Source organism: Shewanella sp. MTB7, from assembly GCF_027571385.1.
Lineage (GTDB): Bacteria > Pseudomonadota > Gammaproteobacteria > Enterobacterales > Shewanellaceae > Shewanella.
This window is the reverse complement of the sequence record NZ_CP085636.1, coordinates 2,804,330-2,822,715: the sequence shown is the minus strand read 5'-3', so window position 1 is coordinate 2,822,715 and position 18,386 is coordinate 2,804,330. Positions and strand designations below refer to the sequence as shown.

Below are 18,386 nucleotides of genomic sequence, written 5' to 3'. Positions count from 1 at the left end.
ACCTAAATACCGTAAGGAGAGAACCATGTTTGATAAAGAACTCAAAGCTCACAAAGAGAAAGGATCTAGTACACAAGAGTATTTCAACAAGACTCAACTAGCCCGAGTGCTTGGGATAAGCAGAAGTACGGTTTATCGACTCGCAGAAAAGCCAGGGTTCCCAGAAACAACAACCGAGCCTTTCCCTGGTCGCTACAGACTATCGGAGGTGATCTCATGGGTAGAGCAAGAAACACAAACGTTCTAATGACATCAAACGTCGTCGAAATACCGCCTGAAGATAAATGTGAGCATGGCGATATTCTCGTCGGTAAAGCGACAGTGAAAGCACATAAACACGGCTGGATTTTACTTGGGGGACGCTTTGTCAGTCAAAAGGACAAAGCCATTCTTCATGCCCAGAAGCTCAATGCAATCCTGCTTCAATGTTGATTAGGAGGCGTTATGTTCTACGTATACGGTATTTCAATGACAGCAGCTAAGAAAGATGCCCTTAAAACAACCAAAAGATTCGGTAAAAAGGTCAAAGGTAAGCCTGCCAAAGAGCTAACTGAAGACGAATATGAAGCGCTGGTTAAACGGAATACCCTTATCAAGTTTAAGAAAATGAAAGCCGTTCGCTTGAGCTATTCACTATCAACGCCAACCTTATGTAACACGTATATCGAGCTAGCGAACAAGCAAGAGCTTCATAGAGACTTAAGTATTAGGCATAGAATAGATACTGGGAAAGTGAACCCTAAAACTAAAAAAGCTATCTATGAATGGGTGATTCAACAAGTAACACCAAAGTGGATCGACTCGGATCAACTTAACACCACTCAACGCAATGAACTTGTAGGAGTGAAGTAATGACTAATCCCTATGTGCAGCGACTTGAGCAACTAAAACAACAACCCACACACCTTCTAAAGGAAGTGGGCGACCAATGGCAAACGCCAGCAGCGCTGTTCTGGGGGGATTAACGCTAAGTTTGGTCCTTTAGTGCATGATATTTTCTCTGATGCCCAAAATAGTAAATGCGCTAACTTTTAAGATGTAACTAAATTGGCATCGTTATCTTCCGCAGAAAATTTTAATAGCTTATCTTTATTATACTTATCTTTAATTTTCATTATAAATAACTTTATATCCTTTCCTATTAACTCGTCTTCACTTACAGAATTTACAATGGACATAAACTCAGGTTTTTTGTTGTCGATGTAACAATTAAAAGTTTTACTTCCTACCAGCCCGCTTACTGCCCAATATAATAGATCAACCTTACAACAATTAGAAAATTTCGATTTTATTATACAATCCAGAATAAATAAATCAGCAGTATTGGGATCACTACCACATACGTTCCTAACAGAATAAAACATGTTCTTTAAATTATCTAACTGTAAACAATCTAATGAAGGCACACGCTTTAACAAACACTCCAATAGGTTTTTTGAATATTGTGTTACGTTATAGTTAGACGTCACAAGATATGTAACCCACCAATTATCACATAAGGATTTATCAACATGTTTGGATGTTATTTTCTGTAATAAATCAATCAACATAACGTCCCCTTCCACCTTACCTTTAACTCTTTCAAATACTTGATTTAACAAGTTGCTGTACTTAAAAAAAACCTGATTTCCATCTACTATTTTATTCTTATCATCCCCCCCCCCAGCGTGACACTGTACAATTACATCAAGCTCATAAAGTGCTAACCTAGAAAATATAATACAGTAATCTTTAACGTTATCATCAATAATTCCACATAAATGCTTAATCGTATTATAGAAGTCTGGATGATTAATCAAATGTGAATATTTATCCAAAGATATCCCCATAGCGTCATCAAAATTTAAGCCCTGCATATTATCTAATAGATACTTTATAAAGCTGACAATTTTAAAGTCTGATAAATTTCCTTTCTCACCAAATTCTATACTATTCGCAATTATACTATTAAGGTATTTCTTATCGCGATTAGCCCCGATACACTGCATTAACCCAGATTTATCATTCAACCCACCAATTTTAGCCGACTTATCCATATACTTTAAATTAATAATATATCCTACAATAGCTTTTGCAGAGTCTAAGTTATTCAACTCACCCTCTATTAAAGACCACTGTTCCAATAGCATTTTATCATTGTATAAACCGAGCCCTTTTCCGACGATATTTTTATTTTCAACAATAAAATCATAAGCTAAAGGCTCTTCAAACTTCAAAATCGTCATCAACAGCAAATCATCAAAATTGACTTCTCCGGCAAGTTTTGAATGTTCCCATGAGTATATGACATCTCTTAAAATATATTTTAAACTTCTTATACTTGAAAAGTATAAGACAAGAAAGTTAAAGTAAATTCTATTTGTAGAAGCGTAGTCTGCACTTGATACATACTGTTCAACAAACTTCCAACTATCAGGATTCTTAGTTCCATCTATATAACTCAATGGATTAAAATCGTCAATAATAACAAAGCACTCCTTCCGAAAATCCGTTAGAATACTTTCTAATTTCAACCCATCAATTACTAAATCTTCTCGATATTGAGTTACTCTCGTAACAACTGGAGATAAATGTTCTTCATAGCCTATTGTGAATATAAAGCTTACATTCTTTATTTTAACTAATCTGTCCAATAGAGGAGCAATCTCGTTAGCCAGGTTTTTACTGTCATTATTACGATCTAAATCCTCGATACAAACTAACATTTTAAGATCTAGACAATTCAGGATAAACTCGATTTCTTGCAACTGTTTATCTGGATTAAGGTTTGTTATCTTTAAAAATGAAACAACTCGTTTCCAATTTGATCCTAGACCACTAAGTGCACCAAGGTATGCATCAGGCAGACCCTGTAGCCCTACAACACTTGTTACTCTACCAATCTCATTAATCATCATTTCAAGAATTAGTTTCTGTCCATGTAAACCATCTTTGATACGACCCCAGCTATCAAATGTGCAAAATAGCCATTCCTCTTTATTTTCCTTTCTAAGTTGATCTTTAACAAAGTGAATAACACTAGATTTACCACTACCAAACACACCAGCAAGCATATGATTACCACGATGACAACCACCTGATTTATTTAGCCTTTCAGTAATTCTTTCGACCAATGCCTTTCTATTTAATAAGTCATCATCCAAATTTTGACTAGAATCATCTGTATTAAGCCAATCACTCATCCGATTAACGCATACTGTACCCACTGGTTTCTCAGCTACGGTATTTGATCTAAATTTCGCATAAACCCATCTTAAAGGGATAGTAAACCCACCACACCAAACTATCCCTAGTAAAATGAATATTAACAATAAGATCATTTCAGAAGAAAAAGTTAATACCATCGTAAAAGCCAATAAATCACTGAATTGAAGGTATAGCATTATATGGATTACAACCAAGAAGATGGCATAACGGGCTGGAGGATATTTGAGACGTTTTAGAGCATAAAGTGGACTTTCTTGCTCTATGCTGTAGTCACCAGTTACATTTAGCAACTGCTTAATTAATAATCCAGAACTAAAGTACAAAGCCGCCTGCACTAAATATGGTTGCTTCGTTATAAAATCAGTCCAGGCTAAAAAGGTTTTACTTTGAATTAATGGATGGAGAAAATATAGTGCAGTTGCTGCAACCACAGATAGACAAAGTAAATCGAACCAACGTTTGAACATGAAATCCTACTTTTGTTTTTTAAAGCATTGATTTTTATGTATTACTTGATTTTCACATTTATACATATTTTAGTAAAGCATTATTTTTAAAGAATAATTTTCAAAATTCAAGAAAAAATGCCCACCTAAAACAAGAAACACATATAAAACTATAATCAAACCCAATTCGAGAAAAATCAGCTGATTTTTCTAACAAAATACAAGCGACTCAAAGTTTGTGTTAGCTTGCTCTATACATTAATAAAAGGACCTTAAAATGAAGAAATGGATAACGCTAGCTTTCCTGTTCTCAGTACCTCTACAAGCTACTGAGTTTCGCACCCCGAACTGCCCTATCGGTTGCCCAAGCCTTGAGATTAAAGGCAATGTCGTAATATTTGAGCGTTTGTATGCACTTTCTCAAAGCCAAAAAACTCAGTTCGCTGATTGGGTCGCTTATGAAGTGGATGTGATGAATTTTGGCAATACAACCAATCGCACCTGGAAAAATAATCCGCTACTCGAAGAGGATGAGCGGTTAGAAAAAGGTGACTACACTGACGCATCAAACAAGCTAGGTGTTGACCGAGGCCATCAGGCTCCTTTAGCTAGCTTTGTAGGAAGTAGATACTGGTCAACGTTGAATTATTTATCCAACATCACACCTCAGGCAAAGGGTTTAAACCAAGGGCCTTGGAAGAATTTAGAAGAAGCGGTTAGAGATGCCGTAGGCTTTCGAGAAAACCTTTATGTCATTACTGGCACTCTGTACAACAAGCAAATGGACGGATTGCCTAAAGCGGATGAGGTCCACTCTATTCCATCCGATTACTACAAAATCGTATATGACCATAAAGGTAATTCAGCCGCATTTTTAATGAGCCAATCTTTAACTCGCAGTACTGATTACTGTACAACGAAGAAATCGATTTCAGATTTGAGGCAGGTTGTGCCCTATTCGCTACCAAGCAAATTGAAAGATGGCAGTCAGATTTTGAAAAGATTGGGTTGTTAGAATAAGAGGATATCGAAATCCCCTCTTACTTACTACGCTTTTTTGAAAATGTCTTAGAATGCTAGTTCTAAGCTATTTGGCGACAAAAATGCGTAGTGCTAAAGCTCTGCAAATTCATATTAGTATTTGTATTAGCAAAAGTATAGTAATCGGATGTACGGTAGCGCCGCGTTAATGTGTGAGCAACGCTACCACGAAACTAAGCCAATGCGCCATAAACACGAAACCCAACGATGGAATGAAAAATACCAAGCGTTGAGAGTCCCCCTTAAATGCTTGTCAGCTGAACTTACGACGCACCTTTACCTGATTCGATAATGAATTCGGATAAACGGTGATATGACTCATCGTGTTTATCTGTTGTCGTCTCCATCTTGGAGACCATCTGTGCTACAGTTCTACTTTCCATTCCTACCAGCGCTTCAATAATATTATAAATAATATCCGACTTGCTTTGGCTGCTAGTATCTTTTAGACCTAATACGTTACCAAATTTCCGAGCCTCTGATACTGTTTTTAGGATACTTCCATCTTGCATTAACTTATGCAACCCATTGATAATCTGATACTTTTCATTTTCCGTATCTTTTAGTGACAATATTAATGTCGTGATAGAGTCCCAGCTTTTCTTTTTAGATGAAAATTGTTTCTTGATTGTTTTTTCAGTATCTTGCCCATCACTCAACTCAGCTCTAATAAACTCAATCACGTTATTGAATTCTTTATCAGTGAGTTCTTCTCGAACCAAGAGAATCTTCAATAGTGCTTGACGTTCCTTTTTATTCATAGCCAATTGCCTCTAAAAACTCTGTTGCAACTTCAGCGAACTCAGAGACAACATAATCTCGAGCATAACTTGTTTGAAAGATAGGCTTACTGTCCCTCGAACCTGCTGGATAAGAGTCTGAATGATGAGCTGAGCTATCAAAAACCGACCACCCATATTCATTCGCTAGCTTTCTAACATTACGCATTGATTGTTGTTGCTCTGGAGGTGTACCTGTTCTTCTTAACCCGTTAAATATTATACCACCCATATCCAGCTGTTGGTCATGGTGTAGCATTTTGAATTCATCAATCGAGCGCACAAGAAGGGGTAAACCGATTGTAGCTAAAAACTCTGGCTTAACTGGTACAAAGACATACCTGCTTGAACGATACGCGGCGGTAGTTAGAATAGACTCCGTTGGAGCACAATCAATCAAAATAAGATCATAATCATCCGCGATCGTTGATATAAATCTTGGTAGGAGATGTGATTTATCTGTTGGGTTTTTCAAGGTCCACGCTAATTCTAAACGACATGGAATTAAGTCAATTAAGCTTCCATCTGTCCACCGATGCAAGTTAACAATTACATCTTCAGGTACTAGAGAGGTTGGCGCCCCGCTTGTTCGAGTGGGCGCTGAGAATTGCTCAAAAATGTCTACTACTGTTCTATTTTCATCATCTAGATGCTGTACATACTTTTCCGCCCCCATAAAATATTGACTAAGGTTAGATTGGGGGTCAAGGTCGATAGCAAGAACTTTTAGGTTTTTCTTCCACGCACAATGCCATGCTAGGTTAAAAGTTAATGTAGTTTTACCTACACCACCTTTCATGTTTATCATCGATACTACTGTTGTCATGTTAAACCTTTCTTATGTTATGAAACACCCAACAGTATCATATATATACAGAATTAAATGTGCTTAAGCTCGATAGTCAGCTAACGCCCGCCTTAACTGCCGGAGATCAGATTGCAGGCGCTTGTTAAGTGCTTACTGCACATTATTTGACTGTATACTCTTAATAACACGTTTAGCTAAGTCTTTTGTTATTGGATAATTAATAGCTGAATTGGCTAACCAAAATATCATTTCATCCAATGTATCCTTGTACTCACTAAGAAGTCCAATATCCTCTCGATGCTCGATTCCATTAGTCCAGTCTCTGACATGAACATCACTTAAATCATCGGAGATAAAGCGTTCCAGTACATTTACCAGGTGGGATGGCTTTAAAGTCACCAAGTCTATTTCTGAATCCCAGCCATATGACTTGAGCTCTTCCAGAATGTCATCAATTGGAGCTATATACTCAACTAGCTTTGTAACTAGAGTTTTGCGCGATTCCATCATAAGCACTTAACGCCCGCTTAACTTGCTGCCAACTGCACCACACTCAAACAGACCACCATAATCACACAAGCCAAGCCAAACCGAACCAAAAATGCCATAGGTTGGCAGTCAGGTTGAGGCGATTGTTATGTGTTTGTTTCAATGTTCCATACATCATGTTTTTCAATGAAATACGAGTTTCTTGAATGCATAGCTCTAAACAATCCTAAACGAGTGTGCCCCTCTGCAAGGTTAAACTCTTGGTCAAAAACAACTTCCCCGTAGCTTCTTGGATGAGTTAAAGCTTCATTCTTTGCAAAAACGATGAGCGGTCTAGGAAAGGTATACTCATCAAACATATAGTTTGAAAGCGTAGTTTGAGCATATTTTTGATCAATACAAAGTATACCTGCGGCTTCATAATTTTTACGATTACACTCAAGCATTTGAATACTCATAACTTGCTCTGTAGTTAAACCTTTCAAATGAAACTTCCACTTCCGAGGTAATAACTTTGACCAATGTTCTATAAATTCATCATTGTGCTCATAAGCCCATTGTTCAACCACACATACGGGTATATTTTTTAGAGATTTATGCCAACGCGAATAATAACTTTCAAATGTTTCTTTAGTAAAACCATCAATGTGTCTTACTCGTGGAATCAATCTAGCCTTTAGTCTCTCTAATTTTGCTCGCTTGCTTCTTAGATGCGCACGAGCCATTTTCTTTCGCTTCAAACGAGTTTCTTTTTTAGTCATTATTATTTCTTAACTCCAAACCTAGATCCAATACTCGCCAAACACATAACGCCTGCGTAAGGGGCGCCGAAGGCGTCCCATTTGACGCACTTGTTATGTATAAATTGCACCGAGCTAGCTATGCTGTTCTCTGGGCTTTGTAATCATCATAGGTCATTGCAACAGTTGACGATGTTGGCGAAAAACCTTCTTTAAGAACCATTTCTGATTCAATTCCTCTGTCCCAAAGAATATCATTTCTATTTACTACAGCTTCTACCACAACTCTTTTTTCAATTAATGCTCTGCTTGATGGATGATGAAAAGCAAAGGTTTTGGCTATAGAGAAATCACTAGTCCAGGATTGTCTTTTTTTGAATTCTTGTGTTTCAAATTCGCTTTCGTCACAGCCTCGATACAGCGTTATATCGTCACCTTCGAGTTTGCACTCACTGATTTTTCGATCGATCAATACGACTGGGAACCAGTTATCAGTGCCTCGATTTGTATGCGCATAAATACTTTTTTGAAGTTCTATCCCATCATGATTTTGCCATTGCTTAAAGCAATCAAACAAAGACTGTAAGAACTCATTTAATAAAACATCACCATTTTCAAAGTAAAAATCATTAAACTTTTGAGCTAGTAAATTTCCAGCTTTTATTAATTTTGATGCTTCCAGCATTTTTTCAATCTCAGCACATATGACAGCTTGTTGAGCCGGTGAGAAGCTTAAGTATTTATTCTCAAAATGACTCCATATAACTTTCATCTCATTTTTCAAACAGTGCATTACTTCAGGTGACATAAAAAGTACCATTAACTACATTGTTGGTTTTATACATAACATTTGTATATACGACTTGCGTGTTTTGCCAAGTCCTCTCGGGAAAGCGTGCACGGGCATCAACACTATAAACCTCATTAATACAAAGTATTGAGACATGCACAGCTAAATTGCATCCAATATACACTGGGGCAAAACTTAGTCGCACGCTTTGCTTTCCTGTTATCTCAGCGATTCAAGGTCGCACACTTTCATCTTGCTGAATTTACATCTATTTTTATTTTCACTCAATAGCTAACCGTGAACTGATTGCACATAATTTGGAGGTTAACCGCACAAAACCAATAATACTGTATAAAAGTGCAAACACTGATGAACTTAGAGGTTGTCGCTAGACGAAATCCTTACCTTTCAGACTGATGAGGAAACGTATTGCAAAGAGGTTAGTGCTGCATAGGACAAATTACTGGAGGTAACGCATAAAGGGGCAAAAGAAACTTAGACTAGGAATGTGTAGTCGTGTCCAGTGGTGGATTATGTATTAACGAATCAAGCTAAAATCTATAATCATTTAAAGGCCAAATAACCCCTCTCTCAAACGATTGCATGTCCTTATCAAAACAAGGCTCATCTAACTCGTATGGAATAGCTCCCAAACATCCATTTGAAAATCTCCTAACAATATACCCACTCAGTTTCTTCTCGGTAGACATACTCTGAGGCCACACACCGCATAACAACATTAAGTTAAAGGAAAGATAATGCCTTTGATAACTTGCACTTTCATATGAAATGGAAAGAGAAAGACCGTTGCCGTACTTAACCTGAATCTTTACTAGTTGACCATTCATCTTCAAACGACAGTTCCCAAGTAAAAATATCAGACAAAAAACAAAATCACGGAAACGTAGTTCGTTTCTAGACTCTACTTCATGCTCAATTCCAACCAGTGCAAAGATAGCGCATAAACTAGTCATCACTTCATCAAGTGCGCCGATGCCTAAGCTTATTTTTTTTGGCAGTTCTGCTCCCGCAAAAGTTTCTAGTGTATTTTCATCAAAAAAATTAATGACCTCTTGAAACGATTTGATCACAAGACCACGATTTTTTTCATCAGGGTGTGCTAAAAAATCACCAAACTCGCGAAAGATACTTCCTTTAGGTGTGTAATCTCTAGCTAATACTATAAACATAGCGACATCATCTTGATCAAAAGTTCTACTTATAAATTTTTTATAAAAGCGTTCAATATGATGATGTGTATATGTATTCACTTCTTCTACTCGTCCATCAGGTAGTTTTTAATCGATACAAGCACTCTATATGGATTAGATAAACTGAGTCAAACTTAGGGTTGGTAAAATTAGATGTCTATCGTTCCAAACTCACTTTGGGGAAGAAATGATTTACCTCCCAAGTTTTTCAGCACTTGATCTGCGGCACACATCCCCACTTGATTGTGTATTGTGGCGTGAGTAGATCACGCCGCATGGTCCATTTCTGCTCCGTCCCTTGAGCCGCTAAAAATAGTGTATCAGTACCGAAACGTTGATTAATATCATCATAGACATTCATAAGCGCAGAGTCATCCCGCTCTACAACACCCGTTAGTTAAGCTGCATAAAACAGAGTATCTAAAGATCCAGAAGGTAAAAGATTACCTTCTGGATTTTGATTAAGTTACATAATCAAGTCTAAACAGCTCACTTTAAGTTGTATCTATAATGCCCCTATCCTAATAGAGCCTTGACCAACCTTGCATTATCTTCATTAGGAAAATGCTTTAATGTTATTGCACTATCAATATCATTCTTCTCGCTATCAATTACCCTATCATTACTTTTAGGAAAGAATTTAATCTCTGCACCATCATGGTTAACAGACAATTTATCCATTAATTGAGCCGATGCCAAAAACTCTGGATTACTTTGACCATCTTTTTCTTCAACTTTCCGACGGTGTGAAAGTAAAGCTTTTTGTAATAATTCAATTTCTTCAAAACTTAGTTTCATGATCAATATCCTTGATTAAACGGGGTCACTTTCTCTGTAGTTTGTGCCTTACAAATTCAGTACTACCTATAGCTTGATATGTTATGAATAAGTAATACTATCCACTATTTCCAGCTCATTATTGAAAATATATATTATGTGAAAAACAAACCGCTGTCACCACATAAGCAATTGAATAGAAATAATATTCCACCCTAAATAACTTTAAGGCATTTAGAGTGAAAACAAGTTTAGCCAATACAATACTCAGCACTTAATCTGTGGGAGGCTATTCCAATTGGTGGTGTACTGAGGAGTCAGTAGATCCCTTCTCATGGTCCACTTTTGCTCTGTTCCTTGAGCCGCTAAAAATAGCGTATCGGTACCGAAACGTTGATTAATACCATCATAAACACGCATAAGTGCGGGGTTAGATTTTGATGCATTAAATAGATCTAACTGGGCATGATGAGTACTGGTTAAATCAATCAAGCCCACACCAATTCGATAGTAACGAACGCCAGGGCGATAAAGCTGACTCACAACATTAGAAACTGCCGCGGTTATCTCTGTTGTATCATCTGTTGGGCAAGGGAAGTGAATTGTTGTTTTATAGCTCAGTGGCCTTTCGTCATAAGGTGAATTAGATGCAAACACCAGCATACTCTTACAGCTTGAGCCTTGTTTGCGTGCTTTTGTAGCAGCAATAGCGGCGTGTTTAGAAAGGGCTTGATGCAGTTGTTCAAAGTCAGTTATCCGCTCACCGACACTTCGCGTTGAGAATATCTGCTTTTTATCTGCCCTAGCCTCATCCCATTGTTTGCAAATTTGCCCGTTTAGCTCCCTTACAGTCCGCTCAACTTCAATACTGAATTGCTTACGCGCTAAACCAGGCGGCATTTTAGCCAAATCAAAAGCAGTCCTGATATTCATTAATGTGAGCTTTTTACTTAAACGACGACCTATCCCCCACACGTCAGCGGTTTCTAACTGCTGTAAAATTTCAATTCGCTTAGCTTCACTATCGATAACGCAGACACCGTCATAGCCTTGAATTTTCTTAGCGGCATGATTAGCTACTTTGGCTAGCGTCAGTGTTTCACCGATTCCCACACACACGGGTAATCTCACCTCTTTCCAAACAGCGCGACGTATAGCTTGAGCCTGTGAATGCAAGCAAGGAATTGCAGGATAACAATGCGCAAAAGAAAGAAAGGATTCATCTATCGAGTAAACATGCTGCTCAGGTGCAAAACGGCCAATGACCTGCATCATCTTAGCGGACAAGTCACCGTAAAGTTCATAGTTTGAAGAAAGTGCAATGACGCTCTTTTGTTGACATAAAACCTTAATCTGAAAATACGGCGAAAATCGAGGAACGCCAGCCTCTTTTGCTTGGCGGTTTGCCGCTACCACACAACCATCGTTGTTCGATAAAACAATAATAGGCTTACCACGCCAATCAGGGCGAAAGACTTGTTCGGCACTGCAGTAAAAGGAGTTGGCATCGACTAGGGCAAACATATCATTCACAACTTAATAGCGAGCTAGGACGATGACAACGAATAGAACGTGTCACCACTTCCTCTATAGAGAAAGTATCATATTCATGGATGGGAATAGGCTGGTGCAACTCGTTTGAAGACAATAGCTGACGCGAGCGGGTATCAATGATTTTACAGACAAACTCACCATTGTAATTGGCCACAACTACATCGTTATTTCTAATCACAACATGACGATCAACAATAAGAATATCACCGTCAAAAATCCCCACTCCTTGCATTGAGTCGCCCTGCGCTTGACCGATAAATGTCGCGCTAGGATGCTCAATAAGAAGCTCGTCAAGACTTAATGGAAGTTGACTGTAATCTGTAGCAGGGCTTTCGAAGCCGGTGATCCCCGCACTTGCTTTATATAGTATTACACGCATAATCCAACCAAGCACTGTTTTTATATACAGTATATATCAACAGTTGATTTCCTGCGAATATTTATATGTATATAGATTATAAATCAAATAAAAACAGTGAATTGGGTGTTTAACCGTCTAGTCGAACAAACAGCGAGCAGGTTTAAATATTCAGTGGATTCACAACGACTCTTAGCATTTCCTTGAAGCTTTTCAATACGCTTAGAGCAAATGAAGGTAGAAGGTTCTTTCAATGTAAACTTCAGAAAAAGAATCACTCGGATTGAGTTATATGTGAGTACAGTTGCAGAAATGTTCTGTTGACTAACAATTAGACATTAATGAGCCGAGCAAAATAGGTCGCTGTCGATTGTATTGTCAACTTTGGCCCACAAACGGAAACGATCTCTTATTCTATAATATCATTATTCTCCATGGCAGACTTCCTTTGGAGGCCTAACTCCCGCTCATAAAAGGGAATGATTAATTCTATAATGCGATTACAAAACATCATATATTCTTCATCAGTAAGGTCTTGCTCTTCGTCAAATCCATATTCTATACAAACGTCTTTAGTTACTTGCTCAAGATACTTTTGCAAATTTAGCTTTATAGATCTCTGACATGACAGCAGAGAAAGGCGGGCTAGACAATTTTTCAGTTCATCATTATCAAAATATTTATGATCATAGATATCTTTTATTTCATGAGCACCAAAATTTAAATCCACATCAAGCTCAAGGACTTCAGCTGTTGTGGGGTTTATGGAATATGTATTTATAAATTCAGTACCAGAATAATTTTCCGACAAACACACAACCACCCGTAAAACTGAAAAATATTCCACATACCCCAACAACAATCCTTTCGAGGGAACTCCTTTTATAGCGACGCAGTGGATAATATCTGCTGGCCTAGAACTTAAAAGATCTCTACTGTAAAAATACCCAAAACATGTCTCACCGCCATTTACCAAGTAATCATATGCTTTCTCGCAAGATGAAGGCTCAATCTCACTCAGTGCGGCAAGAGCCCACACTGATTTCACTAACGATTTTCCGGCAAAATCCCCACCAAAGGATGTTTGTATGGGTACTTGTTGCTGAAAATACTGAGTAGATTCTCGTTTACTAAAAGTAACCGTTTTAGCTCCCATTTTTAAATACTTATTTTTGAGACCTTCCATTATTTTATCAGCTTGCCCGTGTGTTCTAGCCCTCACAGAAACATTTCCAGTCCCTTTGGACGGATCTATAGTATCTGTTACTGTTGACTTACCAGTAAAACTTAACGTCCCATCAACTTCGAATCTAATAGATTCCCCAGCCCTTGTCTGAAAGTCAAAAAATGGCTTTTTCCCCTTTTGACGCTTCACACCAAGCAATGCAGAAAAGCTTTTTAGCTGTGAACTCAATTCCTTATCCCAAGTTCCACCACTGTCATTATTGCAAGACTCACATATAAATCCTGTCACCGTTTTTCTTCCGCCAATAGACTCTGGAATTATGTGTTCAGGACTATGTCTTGACACACCCCAAGGGATATTACACAACGCACAAGACTCCGTTAATAAAGCACTTTCTATACTCGCCATCTAAATCCCTACTACCATATTTAATATATTGAAATTATTATATAAGCCAAATGACAAGAATACATTTTATAGCTAATATTTGTATATACGTCTTGGGCGATTATCTGATTAAACTTATAAGCACGTATATCGATAAGCAATTAATTTATAACCCCTTTAAATTATTACTTGTAAAACCGCACTGTCATATTTGCAGGTTGAACAAACTTGCCTCGTATCTCCTGAATGCCGTGCACTGATTAAGCATAATTTTAGGGATATTTAGACAAAAATTAATAGCACTCCATAAAAATCTGACAGCTGTGTAACTCATAATGGGCACTAAAATCGAAACATAAGCGACAAAGGCGGATCATCATTGACCCCCATTAGCCTTAATGGGATATTTTCAATTCGACCACATTACTAGATGGATCTTCAGGACTCTTGATACGTTGCAGCTGGTTCCACCAAATCGTGTAAGCAGCAGATTGTTCCTCAATATAATCATGATGGTCATAAATAGACTGCATACCGGCAAGCTTATGACCCAGCATCGTTTCAGCCACTTCGGTGCGGGTGATTTTAGACATGCGGGTTCGCTGGGTTCTACGTAAATCATGCATACTCCAATACGGAAATTCCATGTTTGGCTCATTACGCTTTATCCAGTTTTGAACGGTATGCGCAAACCGAGAAACCTGCGATTTTTCGAACACTTCGCCAACCAGGTCCTTAGAGTAAAACATGTACTCAGTTTGTGATAACTCCTTAAGCATCTCAATAATTGGCACGATCTCTGTAATTATTGGTCTGACAATGGAGTGACCAGATTTAGATCCCGTTTTGTGATTTTCAGGAGGGACAGTCCAAATCAACCTATCTAAGTCAAAATGAGACTTTTTAGCCAGACGTAATTCATGGGATCGACAACCAAAAAATAGCTCCATGAAAATGAATATACGTCTGCTAGGCTCCATATCACAAAACTCAACAGCTCTAAGCAGCACTGCTAATTCTTCATCGGTAAACACTCGCTTACGGGTGTTACGTGTAATATTTAGATCCTCTTTGGCTTCAATATTGGCCAGTTGGTTAACTGTGATGAGCTTTCTTCTAACCCCCCACTTCAAAGCACGACGACAAACACCAAGCCCTAGCCTTGCAGCGGACGGAACTGTACTCGCTAGCGACTCAAAGAGATCGAGCCATTTGCTCAACGTGATATGTTCTATGGGGTATTTTCCGAGTTTAGGTAAGATATGTCTGCGGACTACGTTCTTATATTCAAGCAACGTATCTTCTTTAATGTTACTTCTCGTTATCTCAAATTTTGATTTAAACCACTCTTCAAAAAACACTGCTGTCGTTAGCTCATTCTTCTGAACAGCTTCATCGCGGATAACAATACGAGGGTCGAACCCTTTCTCGAGTTCTGCACGGTATGCAACGCAAACCTCTCGAGCAGACTTTAAGGTTACATTTGGATAGGAGCCGATTGAAATACGAATAGGCTTGTCTTGGTAACGGTATCGCATTTGAAAAGTAATTTTACCTTTCTTGCTAACCCTAACACTCAGCCCATCACGATCGCTTCGTTCAAACGCCTTTGATTGGAGTTGTCCGTTTGTTGTTTTTAACCAAGAGTCGATAATAGCCATAAGACCTTCTCTATCTAAAAGCTAAAATTCTGTACACAGTTTGGTACAAAAATCGTGAAGTACTATGGTACGGAATAAAACAGCACATTTTGATAAAAGGCTTACAGCTCAGCCTTTTGAATAAAATTAGGCACAAAATAGAACGCGATAAATCACGTTCTAAATGAATCATGTATCGTTTGCGCCATTTCTACACTAATACCAGGTACTTTTGCCAGTTCAGACACACTTGCACCTTTCACTTCCTGTATTCCTCCTAAGTATTGCAGTAAAGCTTTACGACGTTTTGGGCCGATTCCATCAATCGACTCCAGTGTCGATGTATTACGCGTCTTTTGTCGTTTATTTCGATGCCCGGTAATCGCAAAGCGATGCGACTCATCTCGAATATGTTGTATAAGGTGTAAAGCCCCTGAATCTGCCGGTAAAGTGAATGACTGTTCACTTTCTCCATAAATCAAGGTTTCTAAACCCGGCTTTCTACCCTCACCTTTTGCAACACCTATCAATAATGGTGAAACATCTAAGTTAGCAAACTTCTCATCCACTATTTTCTGTGCAATCCTCAACTGTCCTAACCCTCCGTCAATAAACAAAATATCAGGAATTTCCCCCGTTTTTTCTATATTGTCGAAGCGCCGAGTTATCGCTTGTTTCATCGCACCATAATCATCTCCAGGCGTTACCCCTTTAATGTTATATCGACGATATTCAGCTTTATTGGGCCCTTCACGGTTAAAGACAACACATGAAGCAACAGTGCTCTCTCCCATGGTATGACTTATGTCGAAACATTCCATTCTATTAATAGGGTTGGTCACTTCGATAGCCTCTTCCAAAAGCAAGAAGCGTTGTTCAACCGTATTTTTATGCGATAAGTGAGTGTTTACAGCATTCGTCGCATTGGTTACTGCCAATTTTAAAAACTTAGCTCGTTCACTTCTAACATGGGTTTTTATCTCAACCTTTTTCTCCAGAGCTCGTTGTATAGCAGCTTCTAACACTGGCAGATCGGCAAAATCATGACTTAACAATATCTCTTTTGGGATCGTTCTTTGACTATCTGAATTGAGGTAAAACTGCAGCATAAATGAACTTAACACTTCATCCAGCTCAGTCTTGGCTGGCACTACTGGATAATAGCTTCTACTACCAAATATTTTTCCATCACGTATAAAAAGTAAGTGAAAACATGCTACCCCAGAGGCGTAGTAGGCACCAATAACATCCATGTCTCCAGAACCATGTGAAACTTCTTGTTGCTCGGTCACTCTTCTTAACGCCGAAATCTGATCCCTGTACCTGGCGGCTAACTCAAACTCTAAAATTTGAGCAGAAGACTCCATCTTTGAGACAAGTTCAGTCATGACTTGCTGATCCCGTCCTTTTAAAAATAAGCTTGCCAGATTAACTTGTTCTTTATATTCCTCATCACTCACTTTAGCAACGCATGGCGCGCTACAACGCCCTATTTGGAATTGTAAACAGGGCCGTGAACGGGATTTATAATAAACATCTTCACACTGTCTGATCGGAAAAATCTTTTGCATCAAGTGCAGACTTTCTCTTACTGCCCCTCCATTAGGATAGGGACCAAAATAGGTTCCTTTATGGCGTTTAGGACCACGGTGATATGCCAGCCTGGGATGTTGATGCTGACTTAAAAAAATATAGGGGTAAGATTTATCGTCTCTGAGCAGTACATTATATTTAGGCATGTACTGCTTGATATAATCATTTTCGAGTAGCAACGCATCGGTTTCACTGTGGGTTAAAGTGACGTCAATATTAGTAATGTGTGATACGAGTACTTTAGTCTTAATGTTAGCAATATTTATTCTAAAATAAGAGCTGAGTCGTTTTTTTAGATCTTTGGCTTTCCCAACATAAATGACACTCCCATCACCATCGTACATACGGTATACGCCAGGTGATGTAGAGACACTTTGTAGAAACGCTTTTGCATCAAACTTAACTGACATAATGTCCAAACGAGCAGAGGTTAAAACTGACCAGCATCTAACATTTTATAGCGGATAGCTAAACGCGTAAGCTCAACATCACCACTTATCCCAAGTTTAGCAAAAAGACGATAGCGGTAACTATTGACCGTTTTAGGACTTAGATTTAACTGCTCAGAAATATCATTTACTTTTTCACCGTTAGTTATCATCATCATAATTTGTAACTCACGTTCAGAAAGTGTCTTAAATGGATTTTCATCTGTTTGATTAAACTGACTCAGCGCCATCTGCTGTGCAATTTCTGGTGATAAGTACCTTTGGCCATGAGCAACTTGCCGAATGGCTTGTAATACTTCAGGTGGCGTAGCACCTTTCGTCAAGTAGCCAGATGCACCAGCTTGCATGACCTTGGTTGGAAAAGGATCTTCAGTATGAATCGTTAACACGATTATTTTAGCGTGAGATTGATAACGAAGAATTTTTCGTGTGGCTTCAAGACCACCAATCCCAGGCATATTCATATCCATCAAGATAACATCTGCTTCATTATTACGACTCCACTGTACGGCAGTTTCGCCATCTCCAGCTTCGCCAACAACTTTAATGCCTCGCTCATCTTCAAGAATACGTCGTATCCCAGTTCTGACTAACTCATGATCATCGACTAAATATACAGAAATCAAATCATACCTACCTTCGATGTAAAACGATGAACCGAACACCACCCATCACATATTTATAAGTAATTTAGCCCATATACTCGCAATAAGAAAGCGCTAAATGTAATTCCCCAAGGTAATAAACTATAATAAATTAAACTAATTACTTATATTAATCAAAATCTTGCTAAAAATGTAAAAACAATGAACAAGATTTATCAAACAAGAGAAAGCCCAAACTCAAATAATACCTTAAAAAGAAAAGGATCATTTATAACGAAGGGATAGAAGGCTTAAACAATAGAAATTTCAGGGTTCAACCCATAAAT

General features: G+C 38.3%; 18 protein-coding genes and 1 pseudogene. 4 read left to right on the top strand and 15 right to left on the bottom strand.

Annotated elements, in window-relative coordinates; genetic code table 11:
• The first annotated feature begins 25 nt into the window (after positions 1 to 25).
• Genes HWQ47_RS11995 through HWQ47_RS11985 form a run of 3 tightly spaced genes read left to right on the top strand, consistent with a single transcriptional unit; the run spans position 26 to position 852 of the window.
• Entirely contained in the window at positions 26 to 247 is a 222-nt protein-coding gene (locus HWQ47_RS11995; RefSeq protein WP_269971344.1) for a helix-turn-helix transcriptional regulator, read from the top strand.
• Positions 247 to 432 carry a hypothetical protein gene (locus HWQ47_RS11990; RefSeq protein ID WP_269971343.1) on the top strand — a complete coding sequence of 62 codons (186 nt, stop codon included), beginning with the start codon at positions 247 to 249 and terminating at the stop codon, positions 430 to 432. The genes HWQ47_RS11995 and HWQ47_RS11990 overlap by 1 nt, the downstream gene beginning before the upstream one ends.
• A 12-nt stretch (positions 433 to 444) precedes the next feature.
• Entirely contained in the window at positions 445 to 852 is a 408-nt protein-coding gene (locus tag HWQ47_RS11985; RefSeq protein ID WP_269971342.1) for a hypothetical protein, read from the top strand.
• A gap of 179 nt (positions 853 to 1,031) precedes the next feature.
• Here the strand turns inward: HWQ47_RS11985 and HWQ47_RS11980 are convergent, their stop codons facing one another.
• Complete coding sequence (locus tag HWQ47_RS11980; RefSeq protein WP_269971341.1) at positions 1,032 to 3,674, bottom strand: P-loop NTPase fold protein; 2,643 nt, start codon at positions 3,672 to 3,674, stop codon at positions 1,032 to 1,034.
• A 256-nt stretch (positions 3,675 to 3,930) separates the two neighbouring features.
• On the opposite strand from HWQ47_RS11980, the gene HWQ47_RS11975 reads away from it, so the two are divergent.
• Positions 3,931 to 4,668: a DNA/RNA non-specific endonuclease gene (locus tag HWQ47_RS11975; protein WP_269971340.1), complete on the top strand. Its 738-nt coding sequence runs from the start codon at positions 3,931 to 3,933 to the stop codon at positions 4,666 to 4,668.
• 289 nt (positions 4,669 to 4,957) lie between these two features.
• On the opposite strand, the gene HWQ47_RS11970 is transcribed toward HWQ47_RS11975, so the two are convergent.
• From HWQ47_RS11970 to uvrY, 14 genes and pseudogenes are all read right to left on the bottom strand, one after another.
• On the bottom strand, positions 4,958 to 5,455 hold the full coding sequence (locus HWQ47_RS11970) for a hypothetical protein (protein WP_269971339.1): 498 nt from the start codon (positions 5,453 to 5,455) through the stop codon (positions 4,958 to 4,960).
• Complete coding sequence (locus HWQ47_RS11965; RefSeq protein ID WP_269971338.1) at positions 5,448 to 6,299, bottom strand: ParA family protein; 852 nt, start codon at positions 6,297 to 6,299, stop codon at positions 5,448 to 5,450. Before HWQ47_RS11965 ends, HWQ47_RS11970 begins: the two co-directional genes overlap by 8 nt.
• Positions 6,300 to 6,431: 132 nt before the next feature.
• Positions 6,432 to 6,791, bottom strand: coding sequence for a hypothetical protein (locus HWQ47_RS11960; RefSeq protein WP_269971337.1), 360 nt, complete (start codon positions 6,789 to 6,791; stop codon positions 6,432 to 6,434).
• Positions 6,792 to 6,916: 125 nt separating this feature from the next.
• On the bottom strand, positions 6,917 to 7,531 hold the full coding sequence (locus tag HWQ47_RS11955) for a hypothetical protein (protein ID WP_269971336.1): 615 nt from the start codon (positions 7,529 to 7,531) through the stop codon (positions 6,917 to 6,919).
• 118 nt (positions 7,532 to 7,649) lie between these two features.
• Positions 7,650 to 8,318, bottom strand: a complete 669-nt coding sequence (locus tag HWQ47_RS11950; protein WP_269971335.1) for a hypothetical protein — start codon at positions 8,316 to 8,318, stop codon at positions 7,650 to 7,652.
• A gap of 533 nt (positions 8,319 to 8,851) precedes the next feature.
• On the bottom strand, positions 8,852 to 9,571 hold the full coding sequence (locus HWQ47_RS11945; protein WP_269971334.1) for a hypothetical protein: 720 nt from the start codon (positions 9,569 to 9,571) through the stop codon (positions 8,852 to 8,854).
• A gap of 148 nt (positions 9,572 to 9,719) precedes the next feature.
• Positions 9,720 to 9,881: pseudogene (locus HWQ47_RS11940) on the bottom strand (DUF4113 domain-containing protein); the annotation flags it as partial.
• A gap of 146 nt (positions 9,882 to 10,027) precedes the next feature.
• Positions 10,028 to 10,309, bottom strand: coding sequence for a hypothetical protein (locus HWQ47_RS11935; RefSeq protein ID WP_269971333.1), 282 nt, complete (start codon positions 10,307 to 10,309; stop codon positions 10,028 to 10,030).
• A 246-nt stretch (positions 10,310 to 10,555) separates the two neighbouring features.
• Positions 10,556 to 11,812 carry a Y-family DNA polymerase gene (locus HWQ47_RS11930; RefSeq protein WP_269971332.1) on the bottom strand — a complete coding sequence of 419 codons (1,257 nt, stop codon included), beginning with the start codon at positions 11,810 to 11,812 and terminating at the stop codon, positions 10,556 to 10,558.
• Between the two features lies 1 nt (position 11,813).
• The gene (locus HWQ47_RS11925; protein ID WP_269971331.1) at positions 11,814 to 12,221 is read right to left on the bottom strand and encodes a LexA family protein; all 408 of its coding nucleotides are present in this window, start codon (positions 12,219 to 12,221) and stop codon (positions 11,814 to 11,816) included.
• Between the two features lie 388 nt (positions 12,222 to 12,609).
• On the bottom strand, positions 12,610 to 13,794 hold the full coding sequence (locus HWQ47_RS11920; protein WP_269971330.1) for an HNH endonuclease: 1,185 nt from the start codon (positions 13,792 to 13,794) through the stop codon (positions 12,610 to 12,612).
• A 374-nt stretch (positions 13,795 to 14,168) separates the two neighbouring features.
• Positions 14,169 to 15,434, bottom strand: coding sequence for a tyrosine-type recombinase/integrase (locus HWQ47_RS11915; RefSeq protein ID WP_269971329.1), 1,266 nt, complete (start codon positions 15,432 to 15,434; stop codon positions 14,169 to 14,171).
• A 152-nt stretch (positions 15,435 to 15,586) separates the two neighbouring features.
• Positions 15,587 to 17,416 carry an excinuclease ABC subunit UvrC gene (gene uvrC, locus HWQ47_RS11910; protein WP_269971328.1) on the bottom strand — a complete coding sequence of 610 codons (1,830 nt, stop codon included), beginning with the start codon at positions 17,414 to 17,416 and terminating at the stop codon, positions 15,587 to 15,589.
• 20 nt (positions 17,417 to 17,436) lie between these two features.
• The gene (gene uvrY, locus HWQ47_RS11905) at positions 17,437 to 18,081 is read right to left on the bottom strand and encodes a UvrY/SirA/GacA family response regulator transcription factor (RefSeq protein WP_269971327.1); all 645 of its coding nucleotides are present in this window, start codon (positions 18,079 to 18,081) and stop codon (positions 17,437 to 17,439) included.
• Positions 18,082 to 18,386: the final 305 nt, after the last annotated feature.